The organism is Pseudarthrobacter sp. LMD1-1-1.1, from assembly GCF_040676255.1.
Lineage (GTDB): Bacteria > Actinomycetota > Actinomycetes > Actinomycetales > Micrococcaceae > Arthrobacter.
In genome coordinates this window covers 289,241-308,095 of sequence record NZ_JBEGHP010000001.1, presented here as the reverse complement: position 1 = coordinate 308,095, position 18,855 = coordinate 289,241, and the positions used below count along the sequence as shown (strand labels likewise).

Sequence of the window (18,855 nt, the reverse complement as noted above, 5' to 3'; positions counted from 1 at the left end):
TGGGCCTGTGCGTACTCGCAAACCATTTGTACGTTATTCCCAGTGTTGATAAGCCAACATCCTCCGACGTACTTTTCGTGCTTGCGCCTTCGTACGATCGCATTTCGCTAGCAGAAAACATGATGGAGACTGGTTTTGCCGAAACTCTTGTCGTGTCCAGTCCTACCTCGTCAGAGTCAGGACGACCAGCAATCTGCGATGAGAAGCTTAAGTACAAAGTCATATGTTTCTCGCCCGAGCCCATCACCACTCGGGGCGAAGCTCGGGCGCTGCGAACTCTGTCCCAGGAATACGGGTGGGACACGGCCAGTGTCATAACAGCAAGATTCCACGTGTCGAGGGCCCGCCTAATCTTCCAGCGCTGCTTTGCTGGCGACTTAAACATCATCGCAATAGACACGACGATGCCAGTTCTATCGCTACAGGACCCGAAGCGGACGTGGCTTTACCACTTTGCCTACGAGACTGGCGCGTTCGCGAAGGCAGCTATTGACCCAACCTGCTGAGGACGATAGCCGCGGGCAGACACCGCCAGGAGTTCAAACTTGATCCGAGTATCCAGCCTGACTACTTCAATTTACAGCCGGAAGAGTCGTCCTGGTGCGAACCGGTTATTCGACGGTGACGCTCTTGGCGAGGTTGCGGGGCTGGTCCACGTCGTAGCCCTTGGCTGCGGCGAGTTCCGCGGCGAAGATTTGCAGCGGGACGGTGGTCAGCAGGGGCATCAGCAGGGTGGGGGTCTCGGGGACGTAGAAGACGTACTCGGCGTAGGCCTTCACGGCTTCGTCGCCTTCTTCGGCGATGACCAGGGTGCGGGCGCCGCGGGCGCGGACTTCCTGGATGTTGGAGACCACCTTGGCGTGCAGCGAGTCACGCCCGCGCGGGGACGGGACCACCACGAACACGGGCTGGCCTTCATCGATCAGCGCGATGGGGCCGTGCTTGAGCTCACCGGCGGCGAAGCCTTCGGCGTGGATGTACGCGATTTCCTTGAGCTTCAAAGCGCCCTCGAGGGCCACGGGGTAGCCCACGTGCCGGCCCAGGAACAGCACGGACTTCTCGTTGGCCATCGACCGGGCCAGCTCGCGCAGCGGGCCGGCGTTGTCCAGGATGGTCTGGATCTTCGCGGGGATCTTGTTCAGGTCCGCCAGGACGTCCTTGATCTGGCCCGAGAAGATGTTCCCGCGCAGCTGCGCCAGGTACAGGCCCAGCAGGTACGCGGCCGTGATCTGGGCCAGGAACGCCTTGGTGGAGGCCACCGCGATCTCCGGGCCCGCGTGCGTGTAGAGCACGGCGTCGGATTCACGCGGGATGGTGGAGCCGTTGGTGTTGCAGATCGAGATGGTCTTCGCACCCTGTTCCCGGGCATACCGGACAGCCATCAGGGTGTCCATGGTCTCCCCGGACTGGGAGATGGAGACCACCAGGGTCTTCTCGTCCAGGATCGGGTCCCGGTAACGGAACTCGTGCGCGAGCTCCACCTCGGTGGGGATCCGGCACCAGTTCTCAATCGCGTACTTCGCCACCATGCCCGCGTACGCGGCGGTACCGCAGGCCAGCACGATGATCTTGTTGACCTGCTTCAGCAGCTCCGGGTCGATCCGCAGCTCATCCAGGGTCAGCTTGCCGTCCAGGTCCGACCGGCCCAGCAGGGTCTGCGCGACGGCGTCGGGCTGGTCATGGATTTCCTTCTCCATGAACGAGGAGAACCCACCCTTTTCCGCCGACGCCGGATCCCAGTCCACGTGGTATTCCTTGCCCTGGGCCGGGTTGCCAAAGAAATCAGTGATCGTGACGGTGTCGGCGGTGATCGTGACGATCTGGTCCTGGCCCAGCTCCACCGCGCGGCGGGTGTAATCGATGAACCCGGACACGTCCGAACCCAGGAAGTTCTCCCCCTCGCCCAGGCCCACCACCAGCGGTGAGTTACGGCGCGCGGCCACGACGACGTCGGGCTGGTCCGCGTGCACGGCCAGCAGCGTGAAAGCACCCTCAAGGCGCTGGCACGCCAGCTCCATGGCCCGGGTCAGGCCACCGTTGGCGGTATCCCCGCCCAGCTGGTTGCGCAGAATGTCCGCCAGCAGCGCCGCGGCGACCTCCGTGTCCGTCTCGGACAGGAACGTCACACCCTTCTCCAGCAGCTCAAGCTTGAGCTCAGCGAAGTTTTCAATGATGCCGTTGTGAATCACGGCGAGCTTGCCGCCATCAGCCAGATGCGGGTGCGCGTTGCGGTCCGTCGGACCACCGTGCGTCGCCCACCGCGTGTGGCCAATACCGGTCAGGGTCTCCGGCAACGGCCGGGCCTCCAGCTCACCAATCAGGTTGCTCAGCTTCCCCGACTTCTTCCGCGACTCGATAGCCCCCTGGGACACCACAGCCACACCGGCAGAGTCATAACCGCGGTACTCCAGACGCCGCAGCCCCTCCAGGACAACATCCAACGCACTGTGACCATTAATTGCACCGTCAACCGAACGGCCTACGTAACCCACGATTCCACACACAAGGCAACACCATACAGCCTGCGTATCCAAGGCAGAATTACAGTGACGTCGATACTCGGCGACGGCCTCCAGCAATCCCGACAACGCACCTTTTCGGCAACTCGTCGGTAGAGGTCTTTTACACGGGCCTCACGATCAATCGCTGTCTTCATCTCACGTAACTGTGGAGTTGGACTCGTCATTTGTCCACCGGTGCGGTAAGGCCTAAAGCTCCGAGCCGGCACCGCCTGAAGATCGAGTCTGAGAGCAAAAGGTTAGACTGAAGTATCGTGTAAGGAAGTGCCTAGGAAGCAGGAACAGTAATTGCGGAGTAAAACTAATGCCACCTTCCGCTCTGTCGAAACAGATCAGTGGATGCTCGAAATTTCGGAGAATGCCTCTGAGACCTCACCCCTCATCTGCATCCCCACAATCCACCCCAGAGGCGATCAAAGAGTCCTAAGGTGCGCACAGGCGGCCCTTAGATGCGGGTACAGAGTTAAGTTTTTTTGGCTCGGCGAGGGGAATGCAAGCACTGATCCAATTGCTGCTGAAGAAATTTTCAGTCGCGCGACATCCTTCAAGCAACGCCTCATCCAGCTTCCTAGGGTTGCACTTCGAGCCCACAAAGAAAATGCGCAAGCTTGGCATATTCACGACCTCTACATGCTTCCAATTGCATTAGTCTGGGCCACCCTAACAAGGGGCCGCGTCGTTTACGATGTCCACGAGTATTATTCATCCTACTATGTCTCAAAAATATCGGCGCCAAAGACCATTAAGACGCTCGCCAGTAAAATGATTGACAATTTTCAAGTGTGGGCCACGAAGCGTATTGGCGGAGCGAACGTTGTTGCTACCGCCATGTCGGTCAAATACATTAACGCTGGGGCTCCGGTTTCCATATCTCCAAATTTTCCTTTAAGGAAAGCTTACGACAAAGCCACATTTGCCAATGATATGGAACGCTTCCGGCGAGTAATTCATACAGGCACCCTAAGCGAACCCTACGGTATGAAAAGCATTGTGGACCTTGCCGTACTTTGCGAACAGCGCGGCTATGAAATCGCCATTGACCTCGTGCGAAGGTTTCCCAATGCACACCAAGAGAAACTCTTCGTGGACTATGTCAACGAGCGCGGACGCCCAAGCAACCTACGACTGATCCCGGCGGTTACTGCCGATAAGATTCCCTCACTTCTTACTCCATATGGAATCGGACTGTCCATGATCACAAAAACGGGCCAAAACGATCTTGCCGTTCCAACCAAACTATATGAGTACGCCCTGATGGGGCTTGCTATAGTGGGTACCGACAGAACGGCCCAGAAAGAATTTGTCGAGGAGCACGCTATCGGTAGATTGTGCGGGGAGCAAGATATTGAAGGTCTTGCAGATGCCATTTATCTATTCAGCCGCGCGGAGCAAGAACAAATCGTCAAAATTGAAGAGGCGGCCGCTTTGGCGAAGACTAAGCTCTTCTGGGATGACGGACCTGAGGCTGACGTTCAAAGACTCCTGGCTGAGATCTTTCCCCCCGCTCAGTTTGATGAGGCGGGAAATCGCGGCTAGACGGCGCTCGGGGAAGTTCGCTGCTCTCCGCCACCCCTCAATACAATTACTGCGTATGCGCAGTAAAATAGGGTCAGGACGATCGAGGCCGCCCAGATCATTGCCACAGGGTTCCGCGAGAGAGCAGCTGTTGCCGAAGTAACTGCCAAGAGCCCCACAAGCCGACTGGCATCCCAAAGGAGTTGGTGCCGCGAACGCCCTTGCAATACCAGCAACAATCCAAAGGGGCCAATTACGACTTGGGCGGCCACCATGAGTCCCATAGCCGATAGATAGTCTCGCGACAATGACCAGTCCCCTCCTAAAACAAATTCGAGCCAATTCTTCGGAACTACCAACATCGCTATAAATGCCAGGCATCCGAGTGGTGAGAGACGAATAAGCCACCGTTTGAACTCAAGTCCTACTGAATGTCCCTCGCGTATAAGCTCAGACATGCGACTGATGACGACCGGGCTAAGTGATGCAACAATCAATGCCGCTGGAGCAAGGCCAATCCGCTGGGCAACGGTGAGCTGACCAGTGACTTCAACACCGAAATATGCTTGGGTAAGGAGCGGGTACATCCACACTGTGCAGATGTTTATGAGGGCTGCAACCACCAGTACCGATGCCTGTCGGAACAGTTGACGTTTTCGAGGGCGCCGATTCCAGCCAGGTTTCTCAGGCTCGAAGGTATCTGCCCTGCGCAAAAAGAGCATTTGTGCTGTCACGCTAAGAATGTACCCAGCAGCGATCCCCAGTTGCATTCCGAGACTCGTGATGGCCGAGATTCCGGAGGCAAGTTGAATCCCAGTTTGCCCTGCACCTTGGAGAGCTTTCGCTGTGGGAATACCCTTGAGATTCTTCCTTCGTGCGGCAATCTGCATTAGTAAGCTAACTCCTGCAAGCCCCAGCACAGTTAGGCCAAACAAAAACGCATTTAGCATGTCGAATCCAGACACAATCCAGAAGGCTAATACTGCAAAGCTGGTCGTTATCGCAGTGGAAACGAGTGCGCAGTGAATGAGCCATGTTACTGCTCTTCCTTCAGCGGCCGGGATTAGGTTTTCAAAACGAAAAGTTGCCACAGTACCTAAAATACTTGCAGCCGCCAGGAAGGTGCCTGATACCCCTATTTCATACGGCGAGTACAGACGCGTCAACAATGGGGTGCTCACTAGCACGATGCCTTGACCGAAAGCGAGCCCCAAAAATATATGGAGGCTCGGCAGTCGGCCCCACAAAGCCCCTATCTTTCTCATTTTTTCAACTTTCCTAGGGGCGGCCTCGCATACCTTCGGCAGGGATTTACACCATAGTCAAAACGACAGGTCCGCTGGCGCTCGCGGATCAACATGAGTAAAAGCGTCGTATGCTAGAAATACGGGTGTATATCTCGACCAATGACTTGCAAACGAGCAGGCGCCTAATCGTTGGGCGCTGGCTGAACAACTTATTTTCAGGCAGGTACCCTTCTTTAGCCGAGTGGCTCTATGTCTACCACGCGCCGAGTTACTGCCGACTCGAGGACTGCTTCAGCTACACGCAGTGTGTTCAAGCCGTCTTCCATTGTCACAATGTCGCTGCGTATACCAAGCACTGCATCCCGGAACGCCTCATGTTCGGTTCTGAGCGGCTCCGGCTTCGCAATTGCCAAGCGGGTCACGTTGCCCTCCGAAACGCCCCTAAATGCCGCCATGGAATCCCACTGAGTGGCAACGGTTCCGTTTTCGAAAAATGTCAAATCCGCAGTCAAGGTGTCAGCAACAAAGGCGCCCTTTTCGCCAGTTACTATTGTCAGCCGTTCTTTCATAGGCGAAAGCCAGTTGACCAAGTGATTGGTTATGATGCCCCTTGTAAGATGACCCGTGGCAGCAACCATATCCTCATGCGCTCGACCGCTGCGAGTTGTCGTCCGGGCAAAAATGGATTCAAATTTGCTCCTGGCTAGCCATGCCGTCAGGTCGATGTCGTGAGTTCCTAAATCCTTAACGACACCAACATCAGCAATACGGGCAGGAAAGGGCCCTTGCCGGCGGGTAGCAATCTGGTAGACCTCGCCCAATTCACCCGCTTCAATTCTCGCCCGCATTGACTGTAGCGCTGGATTGAACCGTTCGATGTGTCCGACGGCTCCTACAAGGTCTCTCGCCTTGAACGCTTCCACCAATCGCTGCCCCGCCTGGACGGTCGAGGCGATGGGCTTTTCAATAAGGGCGTGGATGCCGGCCTCTGCCAATGCCAGTCCAACCTCTTCGTGAAGCCCGGTTGGGACTGCGACCACTGCCATATCAATACCAACGGCGACCAGCTCGCTAACGGAAGAGAGGACCCTAAGATTTCCCGCAGCACCATGAACATCCCCCTGTCCGTCCGCTACCCCTACGAGCTCTATTCCTTCTACTTCCCTGATCACACGAGCGTGATGACGTCCCATCATGCCTAGACCCACAAGACCAACTCGTAGATTTGTCATTACGAACCAGCCTCGACTAAGGCATTTACCGCGGTGACGATTCTCTCCAAATGTTGCGAGGTTAGAGATGGGTGAACTGGCAGTGAAAGAACTTCTTTAGCGGCAAGTTCTGTGTTGGGTAGGTCTTCCTGTCGAGCGAACGACGGCAAGCGGTGATTGGGGACTGGATAATATACACCCGAGCCAATGTTGTACTCGTCTCGTAGGGCCTTAGCCAGGCCGTCCCTGTCTTCCGGCACACGGATGGTGTACTGATGGTAGACATGCTCCGCCCCCTGCGCCACTTTAGGGAGACCGACCCCGCTCAGGTTCTGAGACAAGAACTCTGCGTTCGCCTGCCGTTTCTTGGTCCACGCCAGAACTTTTGTAAGTTGAACTCTCCCAATGGCGGCATGGAGATCAGTCATGCGAGCGTTAAACCCCACGAGTTCGTTTTCGTACTGCTTGTGCATGCCCTGGTTGCGGAGAAGTCGCAGGCTCCGTACAACATCTTCGTCCGCTGACGATACCATTCCGCCTTCGCCCGAAGTCATATTTTTGGTCGGGTAAAGACTAAACATTGCGAATTTCCCAAAGGTGCCCACCATGTTCCCCTCGAAACTAGCCCCATGGGCTTGTGCGGCATCCTCGTAAATATCGATTCCATGCTCATCTGCCAACGATAAGAAGCTGGGCCCATCAAACGGATGGCCGTAAAGGTGGACCGGCATAATGCCCTTTGTTCGCTCGTTGATGAGTGATCTCGCATGATGAACATCCATCGTGTAGTGGTCCAGCTCGATGTCTGCGAAGACCGGCGTCGCACCTGTGAGGGCCACGGAATTAGCCGTCGCGGCGAATGTGAAGGAGGGGACAACGACTTCATCCCCCGGTCCCACGCCGGCGGCAAGGAGGCCGAGGTGGAGACCGGAAGTACCTGAATTCACGGCCACGGTTGGACGTCCGTCGAGCAGTACTTGCGAAAACTCCTTTTCGAAAGCAGCAACTTCTTCCCCCTGCGCGAGCATCCCTGATGCCAGGACAGAGTCAACTGCCGCCCGTTCCTCTTCACCGATCAACGGCCTAGCCGCCGGTATGAAGTCCTCAGTCATCATTCCTGTTCCTGTACCTCTCTCAACGTTTCTCCGTCTTCGACATATCTGTCACCAGTGGAAGGACAGACCCAAAATTGCTCATGAGGGAAAAGAACCTGTCCGGCTTTACCCACCCAGCCGCGTCTTTTCGCCGGTACACCGACCATCAGGGCAAAAGCTGGAACGTCTTTCGTTACAACAGCACCGGCTGCGATAGTCGCCCAGCGTCCTATGGTTAGCGGAGCCACACAGACCGCCCGCGCACCGATAGAAGCGCCCTCCCTGACAATGACACCGACTGGCAACCAATCATCCGAACTCTTCTGTGATCCATCTGGGTTTACAGAACGCGGGTATGTGTCGTTAGTAAGAACTACACCTGGTCCAACGAAGACCCCGGACTCTAGCAAGGCGGGTTCGTAGACCAGCGCGTAATTTTGGATCTTGGTGTTCTGGCCGATGCTAACTCCGGGGCCAACGTAGGCTCCTCGTCCAACTATGCAGTTTTCACCGATTAATGCTCCCTCGCGCACTTGGGCAAGGTGCCAGACTTTTGTTCCGGCCCCGAGCGTCACCGCCTCAGAAACATCAGCGCTCGGGGCAATGCTTGTCGTCATAGTGATCCTCTTGTGAAAAATATGTGTCGAATCTGTACCGGGTACGCATGATGGGGTCGCTTCAGAGCTGGCCAATCACACGATACGTCGCACTCTTCCAATTCTCTTTCGCACTCACACGCCGGCCGTCTACGACCACCTTGACGCCAGGCAAATCGGTTTCGGTTAGGTGTCGGTATTCGGCGTGGTCTGCCTGTATCACGGCGGCATCCACCGGTTGCCCGAGGGTGTGGGCTCGAAAACCCATCTTTTCTAGTTCCTCATCGTTGTAAAGAGGATCATGAACTGAAACAGAGGCACCTCTTGCTTCAAGGGAACTAACAGTGTCAAAAACTCCCGAGAAAGCAGACTCCTTTACACCGCCCCGGTAGGCGGCGCCCAGAACAACGACCTTTTGGTCCTTCAACTCCCCGTACGCACCCTCCAGCAAACCGACGGTATATTCCGGCATGCCAGCATTTGCTTCACGAGCAGCGCTAACCACCGTCGCGTGAGGATCGTTCCAGAGATAGAGTCTCGGGTAGACAGGAATGCAGTGCCCTCCAACAGCGATACCCGGAGTATGAATGTGGCTATAGGGCTGAGAGTTAGCGGCCTCGATCACACTATATATATCGATGCTTTTGGTAGCAGCGAAACGTGCGAATTGGTTCGCTAAACCGATATTCACGTCGCGGTAGGTTGTCTCGGCCAGCTTCGTCAGCTCGGATGCCTCCGCGGAGCCCAAGTCCCATACGCCGTTGGGCCTGCCCAAGTCATGTCGTTCATCAAAGTCCAAAACGGCCTCATAAAATGAGACAGCTTTTTCAGCCCCGAGTTTGGAAAGACCTCCAACGAGCTTGGGATACTTTCGCAGATCCGCGAAAACCCGCCCGGTGAGCACACGCTCGGGCGAAAAGACCAGATGAAAATCCCGGCCCTCGACCAAGCCTGAACCAGCTTCTAAAGCTGGTTTCCATCGAGTACGGGTCGTTCCAACAGGCAGCGTAGTTTCATAAGAGACCAAGGTGTCTGGGCGCAAGTACTTTGCCAGCTCCGCCGTCGCATCATCCATCCACGTGAAGTCCGGCTTGGCATCTTTGTCGACGAAAAGTGGTACCACCACGACAACTGCGTCCGCGTCTGGGACGGCGTCTGCATAGTCCGTAGTAGCTCGAAGGTTTCCATTCCCCACCACTTCGGCTAGCTTCTGCTGTAGGTGCGCCTCGCCTGGGAACGGTTCGAGCCCAGCATTTATGAGATCGACTGTCGTTCGATTCACATCGACGCCCACGACTTCATGGCCCTTGGACCCAAACTGCACTGCCAGTGGCAGCCCGATCTTTCCTAATGCAATCACTGCAATTTTCATAGCTTGACCCGCTTTCATTGATGCAAATTCGATATCCGCGACTAGTCAGCATCTAGCGTGCGGGAACGCCTTTCACTATGGACCCAGGAGCAACATCCCTAACTACGACGGCACCTGCTCCAACAACGGCACCAGCTCCGATGCGGAGTCCTTGGAGGACTACAGCACCCGCACCTATCAAGACGCCCTTTTCGATCTCGACATCCCCTGAAATCACAGCACCGGGGTTCACGGACACAAAATCAAATATCTTGACGTCGTGACCGATAACAGCGGCTGGATTCAGATGCACGTGCGCTCCCAATGTGACATTGGTTGAAATCTGTACGCCGGCGCACACGACAGAACCCGCACCTATCGCTGAAGCAGAGCCCACCGCCGATTTCGGGTGAACTAGAGCGATGCTCGACATACCGAAGTCCATAAGTCGGCCCGCAACAAGCTCCCGCACGCTTGGCTTTCCTATTCCTACAACAAACATCGCATCGCCGTGAGCAGAAGGCAGATCTTGAACAGGGCCCAGGTAGGTGTATCCCTGGCGTGCGAGAGCCGCGAGGTGTACCTGACTTGGTCGATCATCGACAACTCCAAGCAAGTCAAGCTGTAGCTCCTCGCCGTCGCCATTGATAGCCGTTACTACATCAACTGTTTCTCGACCAAAGCCCCCGACGCCCGCAATGACAATCCGCTGCGCATATCCCGATTCTGCATGTTGGGCATTCTCTTCGACAGGGCATGAGAGGTTCCCTGCATACAAGAAGTTGGGTTTGCTAGGCACCTGCACGCCGTATGCCTGTGCGTTGGAGATGGCTATGAGACGTTGACCTTATGAAGTTGAAGGCACGTCGAGAGGCATCATTGATGGAGTATTCAGCGGGGACTGAAGGTGGTCCATCTGCGTCGAACTGGGCAAGCGTGACCCGAACTGAGTCAATTATCGCGGCCGTGCTTAACCCGGTAGTTATGATCCCACCCACGTCCAAAGACTCGGGCCGCTCAATGAAATCACGCAAAGTAACTGCAGGGAATTGTAGAAGGAGTGACTCTTCACTGATCGTTCCACTATCCGATAACACCAGCCGTGCAGACTTTTGAAGGCGGACGTAGTCATTGAACCCAAAAGGCGGATGAAAACGAAGCCCGGCTTTAAGATCGTCTGACTGAGTTTCAAGGCGTAGTCGTGTGCGAGGATGGGTTGAGATCAATACCGGCAGATCGTAGGCTTGCGAGAGCGCGTTCAGGGCTCGAAGTACTTCTTCCAATCTCGCCGGGTTGTCCACGTTTTCCTCGCGATGAAGGCTTACAAGGAAATATTGTCCCTCCTGCAAACCTTGGTCAGCCAGAACGGTACTCGCTTCGAAGGCTGCAGCATTCGCCTCGAGAACCTCGCGCATCGGAGACCCGGTAAGCAGTATCCGAGAAGGATGGATACCTTCGGCTAGTAAGTTTCGACGCGCGTGCTCTGTGTACACCAGGTTGTAGTCCGAGACATGGTCTACCAAACGTCGATTGACTTCCTCCGGAACGTTCTCATCGAAGCACCTGTTCCCGGCTTCCATGTGGAAGACAGGGATCTTGAGCCTTCTCGCCATAACGGCTGAGATACAGCTGTTGGTATCCCCGAGAACGAGCATGGCATCCGGCTTTTCTTGAAGCAAAACCTTCTCCACGGAGGACAGAATGGAGCCCAAGACCGCGCCCAGCGAGGTGGTGTCCGCGTTCAAGAAATAGTCAGGACGTGGCAGTCCCAGGTCCTCGAAAAATACTTCATTAAGTTCATAGTCATAGTTCTGGCCCGTGTGCACCAAAACATGCTCAGTAAAACGATCCAGTCGACGAATGGTAGCAGCGAGTCTGATAATCTCCGGCCGGGTCCCGACTACAGTGAGAACCTTGAGCTTGTCGCTCTGCTTAGTCATACGTCCTCCGCAAAAGTATCCGGTGATTCAGGGTCGAACAATTCATTTATCCAAAATGCGGTGTACAAGATATCAGTGCCTATATTCGTGATGCTATGGGCCCACATCGTGGGCATATCGATAGCAACGGGCTGTAGCCCATCAACCTTGACTCGAATTACCTCATCGTCAAATAAACGACGTAAGGAGATCTCGCCGGCGCCAGACAAAACGGTAAACCGCTCGATCTTACGGAGGTGAAAGTGCTGACCGCGTGTAACCCCCGGAACTGTGGTGGAGAAGGACGTTTGACCGGAGCTCAACTCAGACTTTACTATCTCAAAAAAAGAACCGCGTTTGTCTGCATGCCGACTAAGCCCGAATACCCTGTCTTCGGGGCGTAAATACGACCTATACGTATTAAAGATGTCACGATCGAATGCTGTATTCAGCTTGGGGATAGTGCCGTCTCTATAGGTATCTGCAACAGTTTTGAGATGCGAAAGCAGCTCACTTACATATAACTCGACAACGCATGAACCCATAGAATCAAGTCTGCGTACACCAACGGCCAGTTCAGCGGCGTGCTGCGCATGCATGAGGGAAAGTAACTTGTCTCCCTGGATCTGGGGCTGCTCTCCGCGGGCCAGCAAGTGACAGAATGTAGCAGTCACAGAGTTGTAGAAGGGCTTTCCGTGTTCACCAAATAGGTTGGGTAGCTTTAGATCAACGAACTCTACTCCCAGCCTGTCAGCGGCCTCTCCTAAAAGTCTCCCGGCCTCTTCTTTTGCAACGCCATAAACGCTTCCGTTACCAGCTTGAATAGAGTTAGCGTAAACGACTACGGAAGGCGGTATTTTGCAGCGTGTCAGAATTCGCACCAATTGCTCAGCGAATCTGACGTTACCGCTGGCCACTTCGGCTTCGGTACCTCTGTTGACGCCAGCCAAGTGAATGAGACGGTCAGCACCGTCCAGCCGACCGAGTGCCTCGTCTTCGTCGAATGCATCTCCAACTAAGACTGCATCTACTTCTTGACCCAAACTGTGAAGCAAGGCGCGGGTGTGGAAGCCCAAAAAACCGCCAGCACCGGTTAGCGCGGTGCGAGACGACCCCGTCATGCTATTGGCTCAAGTCTTTTGACGAGATTTGCCGCCTTCAGTTCATCCCGAACTTCCGGCAGCGTTAGCAGAAGCTTTTCAATCTCAGGAACGGTCAACTGATTCGTCGTGTGAGAATCATAATCAGCATAAGCAGCCTGCTCCCGGACGCCCTCGGTAAAGTAGAGCTTGTAATTCAGGTCGCGCTTATCCGCCTTAATCCGAAAGTATTCATCAAGGTCCTCTGCGCGCGTTAGCTCCTCGCGTGTTGCAAGGGCTTCCGACGCCTTCTCAGCATGCCTGGTTCCTATAACTTCGATATCCGGAGCTACTTCGAAGAGGTTGCAGATGGCCGTAGCAAGGTCACCAATTGTTGAGGCGGGCGCCTTTTTCACGAACAGGTCGCCCTGCGAGGCATGGTGAAATGCGAAGTCTACGAGATCGACAGAATCTGCAAGGGACATCAGAAACCGGGACATGGAAGGGTCCGTAATGGTGATCTTCTTGCCGTGCTTTATCTGACGAATAAATAGCGGAATCACCGATCCGCGTGAGTACATTACGTTCCCGTAGCGAACACACGACACGACAGTTTCAGTGTCAGGATTGTTTAGGCCGTACGACTGAGCAACCTTCTCCATAAGGGCCTTGGTCATACCCATTGCGTTCACCGGGTAAACAGCTTTGTCTGTTCCCAAGCAAACAACAGACCGCACGCGGTTAGCATCCGCGGCGCGAACTACATTTTCGCTGCCCGCAATGTTCGTCCTAACAGCCTCCATTGGAAAAAACTCGCACGAAGGCACCTGCTTTAACGCGGCTGCATGGAAGATGAAGTCAACATCCCGGCTGGCTCGGTAGACGCTGTCATAGTCACGCACATCACCGACGTAGAATTTCAACCTTGAATCACTCATTTCGTGACGCATGGCGTCCTGTTTGGCCTCGTCACGACTAAAAATTCGAATTTGTTCGACATCGCTTGCAAGAAGTTGGGCAGCGACCGTGTGGCCAAAAGAACCGGTGCCCCCGGTAATTAGCAGCTTCTTGCCCGAATAATCACTACGACGCATTTGCTCGTTCCTCAAACTTCCGACTCAGGGTCCTGGTTTTCTTGTTTTCATCTGCAACCGTCGACAGACGGGCGATAATCTGATCAGTGCCGCTACGGGCACTAAGTTCATCTCGATAAAGCTGTTGCGCCCTTCGGGACATGGAATGGCGCTCGGCAGGGCGCTGCGCTACTGCAGCTCGAAACGCCTGGGCTAGCGACGAAGGATCCTCAGGTTCCGCCACGAAGCCCACCTCGTATTGTCGACAAATTTTCGCGAGGTCACCGCCCACTGTTGTGATCACCGGAACTCCATGAGCCATCGAGGCCTGGAACTTGGAAGGGATCGTCATTCGGAAAACGTCCCGGTTCTTTAGGGTGACTAGTTGGAAGTCAGAGCTCTGATAGACCTCCGGCATAGCCTTCGCATCGATCCGGCCCATGAACGTCACGTTGTTCGCACCCAATTGTCGGGCAAGCGATTGCACCTCCCCTTGAGCAACTCCTGAACCATAGATACTCACGCGGATTTTGAGCTCATTTTGAACCGAAGCGGCAGCGCGAACGATGGTTTCGACGTCCTGCATCGCTCCTATGTTTCCTGCGTATACGAAGTGAAGAGGCTCGTCTGTAGCCCCTGCAGCGGCGGGGGGGATTGAATCTGCGTCAGAGACATGCCAGTTGTAGGTAACGCTTACTTTGTGAGCAGGTACTCCCCTGTCGACTAGGGCCCGTTTCATACCCGGGGAAATGACGACTATGTGGCTTGCATGGTCATACAGCGGCTTTAGTCCGGAACCGATGGCACTCTGCAGCAGCCGGCGGAGGATTTCCGGTCTCACCATCCCTGAATCGACTACCGACTCGGGCCACAAGTCTTGTATGTGAATGACGTAGGGCACTCGCCGAGTGACCTTTAGGAGCAGGGCGGCTACGGCCGCGGTCATCGGCGTTCCGTAGACGTACACAACATCACATGAACGCAAAAACCCACTGCGTCGAGTGGAGCTAAGCGCGAAACTGAGAAATGAACAAATTCTTTTAACGGCGCTTCGGTCATGACTCAGGAAGCTTTTTACTCGAAGCACATCCGCTTCTTCGCGAGATTCGAAGGAGGATCCTAGTGGTTTGAATCCAGGATAGATCTCACCCGTCGGGTAACTTGGATAACCCGTCAGAACATTCACTTTTGAACCAGTATGGACGAGCGCCTCTGCGAGTGTTTTTGGTATGAGCACAGGTTCAGGATCGTACCATTGCGAAACAATTCCTACTAACACGCGTTCTTCCCCACTACACGTCCTGCGCTTCGCTATGAGCGGATCTTCTCTGGAATTCTGGCATTGTGACGCTCCCATCAGCTGATATGCCGTGGCGACCGACTACAGATTTAATAGTCAAAAATAGAATATGCAAATCCATCAGAAGCGTTCTGTTATCGACATAGATAACATCTAAGCGAAACTTCTCATCCCACGACAACAGATTGCGACCTCTTACCTGAGCCAGGCCGGTTATACCAGGGCGCACAAGATGGCGACGGCTTTGCTCGGGCGTATATCTATCCAAGTAACTGACGAGCAGTGGCCGCGGACCCACCATGCTCATGTCGCCTTTGAGAACGTTCAGTAGCGTAGGAAGTTCATCGAGGCTTGTCGATCTGAGAAAGATACCGAATCGAGTTAGGCGTTCCGCGTCGGTCACACGTCCACTTGAGGCATCGACTGGCATCATGGTTCGAAACTTCATGAGCATGAAGGTTTGACCGAAGCGCCCGGGGCGTTCCTGTTTGAAGAGAACAGGTCGGCCTAGCTTACGCCAAACGAGAGCGGCCACCACCATCTGGACAGGGGCAGTGATGATCAGACCGGTGGCCGATAAGATGACGTCAGTTAACCGTTTTGCACTCTCAGACAACGGATTGCGCGGAGACGTATTCACTTACGATGTCTCTCAAAGAAATCCGTCAGAGCTTGGGTTACAACCCTTATGCTTTCTGGCCTGAGGGCAGAGCCGCTCGGCAACGTAAGACCGTTCCTAAAAAGCCGCTCGGAAGTTCCATTCGACAGGGAACGGAATGACTCAAAGACAGGCTGTAAGTGCATGGGCTTCCACAGCGGTCGGCATTCTACATTGGACACTTCTAAGGCCTCTCGAAGCTCAATGGGGGAGAATCCCGCCACTTGAGGATCAATCAATAACGAGGTCAACCAGAAGTTGTCATCGTCATCCCTGTCTCCCCCAAAAATGGAGACACCGGGAACCTCAGCCACGAGCTGTCGGTACGTATCGCGATGCTGCCTGCGCTTCTCAATCATGCTGTCCAGCCGGACCAGCTGAGCTCTGCCCAGGGCAGCCAACAGATTGCTGAGCCTGTAGTTATACCCAACCTCTGTATGTTCGTAATGAACTACCGGCTGTCGTGCTTGAGTGGCAAGGTAGCGGACTCTCTCTGCAACTCTTCCGTCATCAGTCAGGAGCATACCGCCCCCTGACGTGGTAATGATTTTGTTCCCGTTGAACGAAAAAATGGCTATGTCGCCCCACGCACCCGCAGGGCGCCCTGCATGTAGTGCCCCCAGGGATTCCGCAGCATCGGCGATGAGCGGAACACCATACCTGACGGCTAAAAGTTCAAGGGATGTGTAGTCCGCGGATTTGCCGAGTAGGTCGACAGAGACAATTGCTCCAACCCTCTCTCCTGAATCCGTGAGCACCTTAAGCGCATGCTCAAGTAGTACTGGATCGATATTGCCGCCGTCTTCTAAAGAGTCGATGAAGTATGGTTCGGCCCCTGTGTACATGATGGCGTTCGCTGTCGCGGCAAACGTCATCGTGGAGGTAAGAACCACGTCTCCTGGTCCTACTCCCTTGGCCAACAAGGCCAGGTGAAGTGCAGCTGTTCCCGAGCTGAGGGCGACTGCAAAGCGACGCCCCACCCTGGACGCCACTTCTCCTTCAAATGAATCAACGTCGGGACCCAACGGCGCTACCCATCCAGAGCGCAAAGCCCGCAGTAAGTACTTTTCTTCAAGCTCCCCGATGTCAGGAGAAGACATGAGAATGCGTTCACTCATTGGATGTTCCTATCGATGAAGCTGAGTAAGGCTTAGACGCAGTAGTCCTCCGAAGGCTCGTTTTTTCCCATTTTTCGTGGTCGAGACCATATGGACTGAGAGGGGGAACCTCAGTATGGGTGATTTGCGGATGAAAGGGACGATTGTCGTGCTCGGTCTCCCCCATGAGCTCCTCGTGCAACTTCTCGCCTTCCCGTAGGCCCGTGAAGACAATGTCTATTGCGCGCCCGGACATAGAAATCATGCGCCGAGCAACGTCCAGAATCTTGACAGGTCTTCCCATGTCCAAGATCAGGACCTCACCGGGGCGGCCTATTGCGCCAGCCTGGATTACCAATTGGCAAGCCTCGGGGATCGTCATAAAGAATCTAGTAACTTCTGGATCAGTAACAGTGAGAGGCCCCCCCGATTCAATTTGCGCGATGAATGTCGGGAGCATCGATCCTCGACTACCGATCACGTTGCCGAAGCGTACGGACAGGTAGTTTTCACATGACTCCGCTGCTGCCCATGCAGTGAGTCTTTCGGCGACTCTTTTGGAGTGGCCCAAGACACTGGTAGGGTTGGCTGCCTTATCCGTAGAGATGTTGATGAAGGTCTTGACGCCTACGCTTCTGGCTGCTGACAGTACGTTCAACGTGCCGATCACGTTCGTCTTCCAAGCCTCTTCTGGATACTGCTCAAGCATCGGAAGGTGCTTCAGCGCTGCGGCATGAAATACGACCTCAGGACGGCGCCGACTAAAGATTTCTTCGAGGGAAGGGGTGTCGCGAATGTCGGATAGGACAACATCATCGCTATCTAGTAGTCCATGACCGGAAATGCTCATCTGAGCGCCGTGCAGACCCGACTCATCCCGGTCCAACATGATCAACTCCGAGGGCGAGAATCGGGACAACTGGCGACAGAGCTCAGAGCCAATAGACCCCCCTGCTCCTGTCACAAGTACTCTTTTACCAGCAATGTACCCAGCAATGGATTCGACTTCCGTGTCAACAGGGTGACGGCCGATAATGTCTTCTATCGCGACATCCCGCAGATCGGCGAGCCTCATACCGCTCTCGAGTATTTCCGACAGTAGCGGTAAAACCATCATTCGTAGACCGGCTTTGTCGGCGCGATCTGATATCCCCCGGATGAATTCCGCGTCTGCGCGCGCAATGCAAAGAACCAAAGCGACCGCTCCCGTTTTTTGGGCTACGTGGTCCAGATCAGCCGCACCCCCTAGAACGGGTACGTTGGCTAGACGTAGACGACGCTTGTGAGGGTCATCGTCGATGAGACCCACGGGAAGGTACGGGGAAGACGGATCACTTAACATCCTCTTGACCAAGTACGCGCCGGTTTGTCCTGCGCCGTATATCAATGTCGGTTGAGCTGATTCCAAAGGCCGAGTACGCCGTTCAGAAAGCAACCTTTGCACGTATCGACTTCCCCCCATGAGGACAAATACGAGTGGCATCGCGACGAGGGCCGTACTTCGAGGCAGTCCAGCCGGCGTCAGAAGGAAAAAATTTACTCCGAATAGTACTGCGGACACAGCTACGACCGTGGCCAGGAGAGTTTGTGCTTCGTGGAAGGCGCCGTGCTGGTGTCGGCCTCTATAGAGAGCCAATGTCCATCCGAAGAGAGCCTGGAAGATGGCCGCCAACACGGCCAGAATACCTACCGAACCCCAACTAATTCGGTCCGCCACGAAATCGAAGCGAAACAGAACGGCGAAAGCGATGGCAATAATCCAAGCTTCGGCGTCTACTGAATATTGAAGTACGCGGAAGGCCCAGCGCTGCGGCCGGTCAAGGTCGGCCTTTGGGCGTCCAGCCACCACTGTTGATCCCATTAGAGATAGTCCCCCATATGTATTTCCATCCAACGCATGCCGGTTCGCGGCAAGGTGGAAGAGCGTGGGGTTGCTTGAAATCAATCAGCCCTCGGCAACTGCCACCGGGCGGCACTAAGGCCCGTCGTCCCCCTGCTGCTCTGTCCCAGAACATTAAAGCACCTCACAGGACAAGCTCTGTCAGCCGGCGATTGTGGGCGATATTATTTCAACAAGCTGGAGCCTTGCCGCCTAAACTGCAGATTGTGTCAGATGACAGTCAAACTTGGCGGTTTGCTACGCCATGCAACAGGATCTGTTACTGCCGTGACGAAGTCACTTTCGATGCTTTCGGT

16 protein-coding genes and 1 pseudogene are annotated in these 18,855 nt (G+C 54.9%); 2 read left to right on the top strand and 15 right to left on the bottom strand.

The features are described 5' to 3' along the window. Window positions 1–611: 611 nt before the first annotated feature. Window positions 612–2,504 carry a glutamine--fructose-6-phosphate transaminase (isomerizing) gene (gene glmS / locus MRBLMD1_RS01500; protein ID WP_364396850.1) on the bottom strand — a complete coding sequence of 631 codons (1,893 nt, stop codon included), beginning with the start codon at window positions 2,502–2,504 and terminating at the stop codon, window positions 612–614. Between the two features lie 645 nt (window positions 2,505–3,149). Here glmS and MRBLMD1_RS01495 point away from each other — a divergent pair. Further along, window positions 3,150–4,055, top strand: a complete 906-nt coding sequence (locus MRBLMD1_RS01495) for a hypothetical protein (RefSeq protein ID WP_364396847.1) — start codon at window positions 3,150–3,152, stop codon at window positions 4,053–4,055. Here the strand turns inward: MRBLMD1_RS01495 and MRBLMD1_RS01490 are convergent. The 14 genes and pseudogenes from MRBLMD1_RS01490 to MRBLMD1_RS01425 form a co-directional block, all read right to left on the bottom strand. Beyond that, complete coding sequence (locus tag MRBLMD1_RS01490) at window positions 4,052–5,215, bottom strand: lipopolysaccharide biosynthesis protein (protein ID WP_364396844.1); 1,164 nt, start codon at window positions 5,213–5,215, stop codon at window positions 4,052–4,054. The two genes, MRBLMD1_RS01495 and MRBLMD1_RS01490, sit on opposite strands and share 4 nt — an antisense overlap. A gap of 299 nt (window positions 5,216–5,514) precedes the next feature. Next, on the bottom strand, window positions 5,515–6,513 hold the full coding sequence (locus tag MRBLMD1_RS01485) for a Gfo/Idh/MocA family oxidoreductase (RefSeq protein ID WP_364396841.1): 999 nt from the start codon (window positions 6,511–6,513) through the stop codon (window positions 5,515–5,517). Further along, window positions 6,513–7,604, bottom strand: coding sequence for a DegT/DnrJ/EryC1/StrS family aminotransferase (locus tag MRBLMD1_RS01480; protein ID WP_364396838.1), 1,092 nt, complete (start codon window positions 7,602–7,604; stop codon window positions 6,513–6,515). The genes MRBLMD1_RS01485 and MRBLMD1_RS01480 overlap by 1 nt, the downstream gene beginning before the upstream one ends. Next, on the bottom strand, window positions 7,604–8,203 hold the full coding sequence (locus MRBLMD1_RS01475) for an acyltransferase (protein WP_364396835.1): 600 nt from the start codon (window positions 8,201–8,203) through the stop codon (window positions 7,604–7,606). Before MRBLMD1_RS01475 ends, MRBLMD1_RS01480 begins: the two co-directional genes overlap by 1 nt. Before the next feature lie 61 nt (window positions 8,204–8,264). Further along, window positions 8,265–9,554, bottom strand: a complete 1,290-nt coding sequence (locus MRBLMD1_RS01470; protein ID WP_364396832.1) for a nucleotide sugar dehydrogenase — start codon at window positions 9,552–9,554, stop codon at window positions 8,265–8,267. Between the two features lie 52 nt (window positions 9,555–9,606). After that, the gene (locus tag MRBLMD1_RS01465) at window positions 9,607–10,332 is read right to left on the bottom strand and encodes a NeuD/PglB/VioB family sugar acetyltransferase (protein ID WP_364396830.1); all 726 of its coding nucleotides are present in this window, start codon (window positions 10,330–10,332) and stop codon (window positions 9,607–9,609) included. Then, window positions 10,325–11,473 (bottom strand): non-hydrolyzing UDP-N-acetylglucosamine 2-epimerase, encoded by a 1,149-nt coding sequence (gene wecB, locus MRBLMD1_RS01460; RefSeq protein ID WP_364396827.1) that lies wholly within the window; start codon window positions 11,471–11,473, stop codon window positions 10,325–10,327. Before wecB ends, MRBLMD1_RS01465 begins: the two co-directional genes overlap by 8 nt. Further along, the gene (locus MRBLMD1_RS01455; protein ID WP_364396824.1) at window positions 11,470–12,573 is read right to left on the bottom strand and encodes an NAD-dependent epimerase/dehydratase family protein; all 1,104 of its coding nucleotides are present in this window, start codon (window positions 12,571–12,573) and stop codon (window positions 11,470–11,472) included. Before MRBLMD1_RS01455 ends, wecB begins: the two co-directional genes overlap by 4 nt. After that, window positions 12,570–13,625 carry a polysaccharide biosynthesis protein gene (locus MRBLMD1_RS01450; RefSeq protein WP_364396821.1) on the bottom strand — a complete coding sequence of 352 codons (1,056 nt, stop codon included), beginning with the start codon at window positions 13,623–13,625 and terminating at the stop codon, window positions 12,570–12,572. The genes MRBLMD1_RS01455 and MRBLMD1_RS01450 overlap by 4 nt, the downstream gene beginning before the upstream one ends. Then, window positions 13,615–14,961: a glycosyltransferase family 4 protein gene (locus MRBLMD1_RS01445; RefSeq protein ID WP_364396818.1), complete on the bottom strand. Its 1,347-nt coding sequence runs from the start codon at window positions 14,959–14,961 to the stop codon at window positions 13,615–13,617. Before MRBLMD1_RS01445 ends, MRBLMD1_RS01450 begins: the two co-directional genes overlap by 11 nt. Beyond that, entirely contained in the window at window positions 14,897–15,544 is a 648-nt protein-coding gene (locus tag MRBLMD1_RS01440; RefSeq protein WP_364396815.1) for a sugar transferase, read from the bottom strand. Before MRBLMD1_RS01440 ends, MRBLMD1_RS01445 begins: the two co-directional genes overlap by 65 nt. Next, window positions 15,541–16,680: a DegT/DnrJ/EryC1/StrS family aminotransferase gene (locus tag MRBLMD1_RS01435; protein ID WP_364396812.1), complete on the bottom strand. Its 1,140-nt coding sequence runs from the start codon at window positions 16,678–16,680 to the stop codon at window positions 15,541–15,543. The genes MRBLMD1_RS01440 and MRBLMD1_RS01435 overlap by 4 nt, the downstream gene beginning before the upstream one ends. Then, window positions 16,673–17,734, bottom strand: coding sequence for a UDP-N-acetylglucosamine 4,6-dehydratase family protein (locus MRBLMD1_RS01430; RefSeq protein ID WP_364397976.1), 1,062 nt, complete (start codon window positions 17,732–17,734; stop codon window positions 16,673–16,675). Before MRBLMD1_RS01430 ends, MRBLMD1_RS01435 begins: the two co-directional genes overlap by 8 nt. A gap of 120 nt (window positions 17,735–17,854) precedes the next feature. Further along, window positions 17,855–18,334, bottom strand: a pseudogene (locus tag MRBLMD1_RS01425) (nucleoside-diphosphate sugar epimerase/dehydratase); the annotation flags it as partial. Between MRBLMD1_RS01425 and MRBLMD1_RS01420 the strand changes: the two are divergent. Next, window positions 18,254–18,439 (top strand): hypothetical protein, encoded by a 186-nt coding sequence (locus MRBLMD1_RS01420; protein WP_364398038.1) that lies wholly within the window; start codon window positions 18,254–18,256, stop codon window positions 18,437–18,439. The pseudogene MRBLMD1_RS01425 and the gene MRBLMD1_RS01420 overlap by 81 nt on opposite strands. Window positions 18,440–18,855: the final 416 nt, after the last annotated feature.